This window comes from Corynebacterium sp. KPL2850 (assembly GCF_040225855.1).
Taxonomy (GTDB): Bacteria; Actinomycetota; Actinomycetes; order Mycobacteriales; family Mycobacteriaceae; genus Corynebacterium.
In genome coordinates this window covers 72,425-79,159 of sequence record NZ_JBEHFV010000009.1, presented here as the reverse complement: position 1 = coordinate 79,159, position 6,735 = coordinate 72,425, and the positions used below count along the sequence as shown (strand labels likewise).

Sequence of the window (6,735 nt, the reverse complement as noted above, 5' to 3'; positions counted from 1 at the left end):
TGGCATGGTGGAAAGGTACCTCACTTCCCCAGCGAGATGCTGGTTTCAAGGTGTCCACCATCTGGGGGTCAGGTCCAATAGACAAGAGGGAAATTTGCGGAGAATCCGGCGTATCTTTCGCAATTAGTTCCAATAATTAACGCCGATCCGGAGTCAATTAAGTGGACTACACACTCATCTCTGCGGTGATACCGTGCGCGGTTCAACGCGGGAAGTTCTACTCTGGTTCTGCAAAAGAAGGCTTGTGTTTAGATAGCCTATGAGCGGGCTATTGGGGCATCGGCAAGCAATGCTTATTGCAGGGCCGAGGTCAGCCGCATGACGTTATCGACGTAGCGGCGGACAAAACCGCGCTGGTTCCACTCCTCGAGGGTGAGCTCATGGCAGACCGCGCGGTAATTGGCAGCGAGCTGGTTGAACTGGGCGAGGAGATCGCCCTTGGCCACGAGCATAGTGGTCTCATAGTTGAGACCGAAGGAGCGCGGGTCCATATTGGATGAGCCGAACATGCACAGCGGATTGAACTCCTGGTCATCCGGATCCGTGATGATGAACTTGGAGTGCAAAACATACGGGTAGGGGAATTGGTAGATATGCACCCCGGCCTCAAGCAGCGCCTGGTAATAGGAAGACTGGGCGTGGTTGACCATGAATTGGTCCGCGGTGTCGGAGACATAAAGTTCCACATCCACCCCGCGGTAGCAGGCGGTGGTGACGGCCTCTAAGAGGGATTCATCCGGCACGAAATACGGTGAGCACAGCACCAAGCGCTGCTTGGCGTGGTGCACCAGGGAATTAAACATGCGCAGGTTGGGCTCGGTGGTATAGCCGGGGCCAGATGGGATCATCTGCAGGTAGTTGGCGTCGACTGTTTGGGCATCGTCATAGGGCAGCTCATCTAGCGGGAGGTTTTCGCCGGATTCGGTGTACCAATCCACCGCGAAGACCGCGGTCATGGCGGTGACGATGGGGCCAGACAGTTCCACCATGTAATCGATCCAGAAGCGGTCCTTGGTTTTATATTGGCGCTTGATCAGGTTGATGGAGCCGATAAAGCCCACCTCGCCATCGATGATGACGAGCTTGCGGTGGTTGCGCAGATCCGGGCGGCGGAACCTGCCCTTGTGCAGCTGGATGGGCAGCATGAGGCGCCAATCCACGCCGATTTCTGTGAGCCTATCCCCCAGCGAGGAGTAGCCCTTGTACTTAAAACTGCCAATCTGATCCAGCAATAGGCGGACCTTGACGCCGCGGGCGGTGGCGCGGGCGAGGGCCTGGAAAAATACATCCGTGGTCTCGTCCCAGGATTGGATATAGACCTCGATGGAGACGTACTTTTCGGCGCGGTCTACGGCCGCGGCGATGGCGCGAATGCATTCATCATAATCCGCATGCAGGCCCAGATTGTGGCCAATGAGCGCCGGAAAGCCGGTCAGTTCGCGGTTGAGTTTGATGACGGATTCCACCTCCGCCGACAGGATGCCCCTGGGATGATCCGGGGTGCGGGCGGAAATATCCTCAAGGCGTTCATTGGCCTCTTGCTGGATGCGGTGGCGGCGCCGGTTGATATACGGCGAGCCCATGAGCAAAAACAGCGGCAGGCCAATGACGGGCAGCACCAGAATGGCCAGCAACCACGCGGTGGAATTGGAGGGCCGGCGGCCTTCTGGCACGAAGCCGACGGCGATGATCTTGATGGAATAATCAATGATAAGGAAGATCAGCTGCCAGAAGCTGAGATCGAGCGACCAGGTCATTTAACGCACGGAATCGAAATCGGGCAGATCGAAATCTGCACTAAGCGGGCAGTGATCGGAGGTCTTTTCGCCAGCGCGTTCTTCCATGTCTACGTGCGCGCCGGTGACGTGCTTGGCCAGCGGCGGCGAGGCCAGCTGGAAATCGATGCGCATGCCCTCGTTCTTGTGAAAGCGCATTCCCTTGTAATCAAAGTAGGTATAGCGCTGGTCTTCGGTAAAACGGCGCGTGACCTCTTCGAGGCCGGCCTCTTCGAGCATCTGGAAGGCGGCGCGCTCGGGTTCGGTGACGTGTGTCTTGCCACGGAAGGCCTCGATATTCCACACGTCCTCATCGCGCGGGGCGATATTGAAATCGCCGGTTAGAAGCAGCTTGGATTGGGCGCGGCCCGCGGCGTAGTGGGAGAGCTGGTAGAGAAAGTCCAGCTTGTAGTCATAGTGGCGGTCGGTGATTTCGCGGCCGTTGGGGATATACAGCGACCAGATTTCTACCCCGCGGATGCGCGCACCAAGCGCCCGGGCCTCGCGGTCCTGGGGCTTTTCTGGGTCCTTGGCAAAGCCGGGCTGGTGGGGGAATCCAGTAAAGACTTCTTCCGGTTCCTCCTTGGAAATGATGGCCACGCCATTCCATTGGTTGAGGCCATGGCAGGTGACATGGTACCCGGCATCCTCGAAGGCCTCGCGGGGAAATTTATCGTCCTTGACCTTGGTCTCTTGTAAGCAAAGCACGTCAATGTCGTGCGTGTGGAGAAGATCCAGCGCCCGCTGGATGCGGGTGCGAACGGAGTTGATATTCCACGTGGTGATGCGCATGGATAATACAGTACCGCGCGGGCAATGGCCCGGACTAGTCCAGGCTGCGGCCGGCGGGCTAGGCGGACTAACCCAGCTGGGGCTAGCCGCGCAGCTGGGCGTAGATCTGACGGTGCTGCTCGATGAAGCCCAGCTTTTCGTACAGGCGAATGCCGGCGGTATTAGAAGCCAAGACGTCGAGGTAGGCGTGCTTTGCGCCCTGCTCGCGCCCCCAGCGCAGCATGTGCTGGCCCAATAGGGCGCCCAAGCCTTGGCGGCGATGCGAAGGTGCTACTTCCACGGCGGAGTATCCCAGCCAGGCGGTACCGTCGCCGGATTCGGTGATGGTGCCGCGGGTGATGGCAACGGTCTCGCCGTCAATAACGAGCCGCCCAAAGCCCATCGTGCCCTCGATGCGGGCGCGCAGGTACTCCAGGGCCTGGGCAGGTAGCGCCTGGCCGCGGAAGTGGTACATCTGCAGCCACGCCTCATCGGGTTGGGCATCGATGCGGAACTCCGCGCCGCTGGGGTGCGAACCCGGGACCTCGGCGGATAGAGCCGCGAGATCGCGCAGGACCATGACGAGGATTTCGGGTTCGGTCTCCCAGGTGGCATCGGCAAGCAGGCGCTCTGCGGGCTTGCCAATACGCTCCGGGATGAGCAGGCGCACCGGGAGATCGTGGCGGCGGTAGAACTCCGTGATTTCCTCCAGCGGGACCGGGTTAAAGCCCGCAGAAGGCCCGAGCGGGACGGCCGAATTAGACCGGCCCGTCACGCCATCGCCGGCGCGCATGAGCCAGGAGCCGTCCGAGGTCCACGTGTGCTCCTTGCCAGGAAAAGCCTGGGCAGTGGCGTATTCGACGGCGCGAATATCGGAATTGCGCACCATGCGCGGCGAAAGCCGCTTTATAATCTTCAGCTGCTCGGGCGCGATCTCCACGGCCTCGAGGTCAGAGGGGTAGCCGCCGACCTGCTGCGGGCGGATGACCAGCGGCTCGAGGCTGAGGACGTGGCCAATGACATCGCTGTGCACATCGCCAAAATCGCGCCGGGCCACGACGCGATCGCCTACCTGCACGTCATCGGAACGAAAGATGCGAGACATGATTAATCGTCGTGCCCGAAGGGATCTTCGTCTTCACCCGGCATCCAGGTGTAGCCCGGCTCGGTCCAACCATGGCGCTTAATGGCCTTCTTTGCCTGGCGCTTGTAGCGGCCGATGAGGGTATCGGTGTACACGTAACCATCGAGGTGGCCGGTCTCGTGCTGCAGGCAGCGGGCGAAAAAGCCGTAGCCTTCCACGGTGATGTCGTTGCCGTGCTCGTCCTTGCCGGTCACGCGCGCCCAATCGGCGCGGCCAGTGGGAAAGCCCTCGCCCGGCACGGAGAGGCAGCCTTCGTCATCGGAGCCGTCATCGGCAGGCATGGTCTCTGGAATCTCGGAGGTTTCCAGCACCGGGTTGATAACGCACCCCTTGCGCATGCCGGCCTTATCGGCGGGCAGCTCGGTGCCATCCGGGCCTTCGGTGTCGGGACAGTGGTAGACGAAGAGCCGCTTGCCGATGCCCACCTGGTTCGCAGCCAGGCCCACGCCATGGGCAACGTCCATGGTCTCGTACATGTCCGCGATGAGCTGTTGCATCTCTGGGCTGGAAATCTCGGATTCTTCCACCGGAGTGGTGGGCTGATGAAGCACGGGGTCGCCGTGGATAACGATGGGGCGAATAGTCATGCTCTACAGTTTAGGCATGAACCCCTTGTCTGACCTAGACGCCGCCATCTTAGATTTTGAGGAAACCGCCCCGCGCAGCATTGGCCGCAAGGAAGAGGCCATCCGCGCGCAGCTGGATATCTCGCCGGTGCGCTATCACCAACGGCTGAACCTGCTTCTCGATGCCCCCGCTGCCGCCGAATCCCATCCCCTCCTGGTGGCCCGGCTGAAGCGCCTGCGGGAGGAGCGCGAAAATACGCGGCGCGCCGCGCGGGGAAATACCCCACCGCGTTAGAACTGGCTACTAGTGTTACTGAAGTGACTAAAGAGAATCCGGATAATCTATACGACCAGCAATTCGACGACGCCGCTGGCGATGCCGCCGCGGCCGATTATGGCGATGCTTATTATGACGACGCCTACGACGGCGCTTATGACGATGAGGTAGGCGGCGAAGACGCTGCCGCTGCTGGCGCTGCGGGTGCCGGCGCAGGAGCCGCTGCGGCCGCAACCGGCGGCGGTGGGGGAGGTGCCCACGCCAAGAAGGGCGGTTTACCACTGCGCGGGCTCGCCATGGTGTTGATCGCCGTGGCCGTGATGCTCGGTTTGTGGGGCCTTTACGCCATGACCTCGGAGGACGACGATTCGACCGTCGCTTCCGATTCCGAGCAGTCGAAGTCGGACGGCTCCGCCAATGGCAGCCAAGACGGCAATGGCGCCGGTGGTTCTGCGGCGGATGGCGCGCGCGGCGACGGTTCCCGTGCCGATGGCTCCCGCGACGGGGCAAATAACCAGCCGCCTCGCGAAGGCGAGGGCGATAACGCGCACCCGAACGGCGGCGCCGAGGGCGAGGCTAACCGCGACGCGGGCCGCGAGGACGGTGCGCGCGGCGAAGATTCCGACCGCGCCGGGGATGAAGCGCGGGCCGGCGGCAACGATGCGCCGTCCGCTGCGCGCGACCGCAATGACATTAAGGTCAGCGTGCTCAATAACTCCGGTGAATCCGATAAGGCTAAGAACGAAGCCGATGTGTTGAAGGATGGCGGCTTCAAGGTGGGCTATGTGGGCAACCTGCCAGGCGACGTTTTGACCGTGCCCAAGACCACCGTCTTCTATCCTGAAGGCGATACCTCCGCGGAGTCCCTGGCCAAGGAAGTAGCCGCGCGCTACCAGGCAGAAGTAAAGCCTATGAATAGGGACCTGCCCAAGGAGGCCACCGATGACGGCGCCGTTGTGGTCGCCCTCGCCGTCCCACAGGCCTAAATAAAATTCATGGAATATTACCTCCCTACCCGTTAAGCTGGACCGGTGAAGATTCCGGCAGAAGTATTCGCCCGTTCCCCCGAGCCCACGCTCGGGGTGGAATGGGAAGTCGCGCTCGTGGACCGCGACTCGCGCGATCTCGTCCCGCGCGGGGCTGAGCTCATTGATCTCGCCACTGCCGCCCACCCCGATATTCACGTGGAAAAAGAATTCCTACAGAATACGGTGGAACTAGTCACGGGCATTTGCTCCACGGTGCCAGAAGCCATTGCGGAGCTAGAAACTTCGCTGGCCGCCGTGGAAGAAGCCGCGGCCAAGCTCGGCATCGATGTGTGGGCCTCTGGCGGGCACCCGTTTACGGATTTCCGGGAAAACCCGCTGTCAGATAAACCCAGCTATCAAGAGATCATCGCCCGCACCCAGTATTGGGGAAAGCAGATGCTGTTGTGGGGCACCCACGTCCACGTGGGCATCAGCCACGAGGACCGCGTTTGGCCCATCATCAATGCGCTGATGACGAAGTATCCCCATCTCTTGGCCATTTCTGCATGCTCGCCGGGGTGGGAAGGATTGGACACGGGCTACGCCTCCAATCGCACGATGCTCTATCAACAGCTGCCCACCGCCGGCATGCCCTACCAATTTTTCACGTGGGATGAGTGGCAGTCCTATATGCGGGATCAGGCGATTTCCGGGGTCATTAACCACACCGGCTCGATGCACTTTGATATCCGCCCGGCCTCGAAGTGGGGCACTGTAGAGGTCCGCGTATCCGACGCCACCTCGAACCTGCGGGAGCTATCCGCCGTCGTCGCTCTCACGCACTGCTTGGTCGTGCACTATGACCGCATGATTGATGCGGGCGAGGAGCTACCCGTCTTGCAGCCGTGGCATGTGGCGGAAAATAAGTGGCGCGGTGCGCGCTACGGCATGGATGCCCTCGTTATTACATCGCGCGATACGGACGAGGCTTGGGTCAAAGATGAATTGGCCCAGATGGTAGAAGAACTCACGCCCTTAGCCCGCGAGTTGGGCTGCGCGGAAGAGCTGGCCTTGGTGCACGAAATCATCGACGGCGGCGCCGGATACGAACGCCAACGCCGCCTCTTCCAAGAAACCGGCAGCTGGAGCGATGTCGTCGAAGAAACCTGCCGCGAGCTCCACACCTTCCGGCCGGTGCGCTAATTAGCTAACCGGTCACCGACTAGGCGTGTGC

7 protein-coding genes are annotated in these 6,735 nt (G+C 61.1%); 3 read left to right on the top strand and 4 right to left on the bottom strand.

Annotation, left to right across the window (positions count from 1 at the left end; genetic code table 11):
- Window positions 1-293 precede the first annotated feature (293 nt).
- The 4 genes from ABRP93_RS04820 to ABRP93_RS04805 all read right to left on the bottom strand — a co-directional run bounded on the left by ABRP93_RS04820 (window position 294) and on the right by ABRP93_RS04805 (window position 4,277).
- Window positions 294-1,757: a phospholipase D-like domain-containing protein gene (locus ABRP93_RS04820; RefSeq protein WP_349887088.1), complete on the bottom strand. Its 1,464-nt coding sequence runs from the start codon at window positions 1,755-1,757 to the stop codon at window positions 294-296.
- Complete coding sequence (locus tag ABRP93_RS04815; protein ID WP_349887087.1) at window positions 1,758-2,567, bottom strand: exodeoxyribonuclease III; 810 nt, start codon at window positions 2,565-2,567, stop codon at window positions 1,758-1,760.
- A gap of 82 nt (window positions 2,568-2,649) precedes the next feature.
- Window positions 2,650-3,651: an N-acetylglutamate synthase, CG3035 family gene (locus ABRP93_RS04810; protein ID WP_349887086.1), complete on the bottom strand. Its 1,002-nt coding sequence runs from the start codon at window positions 3,649-3,651 to the stop codon at window positions 2,650-2,652.
- A gap of 2 nt (window positions 3,652-3,653) precedes the next feature.
- Window positions 3,654-4,277 carry a peptide deformylase gene (locus ABRP93_RS04805; protein ID WP_349868129.1) on the bottom strand — a complete coding sequence of 208 codons (624 nt, stop codon included), beginning with the start codon at window positions 4,275-4,277 and terminating at the stop codon, window positions 3,654-3,656.
- Here ABRP93_RS04805 and ABRP93_RS04800 point away from each other — a divergent pair.
- The 3 genes from ABRP93_RS04800 to ABRP93_RS04790 are packed head-to-tail and all read left to right on the top strand — an operon-like array spanning window position 4,276 to window position 6,704.
- On the top strand, window positions 4,276-4,551 hold the full coding sequence (locus tag ABRP93_RS04800) for a DUF3263 domain-containing protein (RefSeq protein ID WP_084529689.1): 276 nt from the start codon (window positions 4,276-4,278) through the stop codon (window positions 4,549-4,551). The genes ABRP93_RS04805 and ABRP93_RS04800 overlap by 2 nt on opposite strands.
- 23 nt (window positions 4,552-4,574) lie before the next feature.
- Entirely contained in the window at window positions 4,575-5,519 is a 945-nt protein-coding gene (locus tag ABRP93_RS04795; RefSeq protein WP_349887085.1) for a LytR C-terminal domain-containing protein, read from the top strand.
- Between the two features lie 45 nt (window positions 5,520-5,564).
- Window positions 5,565-6,704 carry a glutamate--cysteine ligase gene (locus tag ABRP93_RS04790; RefSeq protein WP_349887084.1) on the top strand — a complete coding sequence of 380 codons (1,140 nt, stop codon included), beginning with the start codon at window positions 5,565-5,567 and terminating at the stop codon, window positions 6,702-6,704.
- Window positions 6,705-6,735 lie beyond the last annotated feature (31 nt).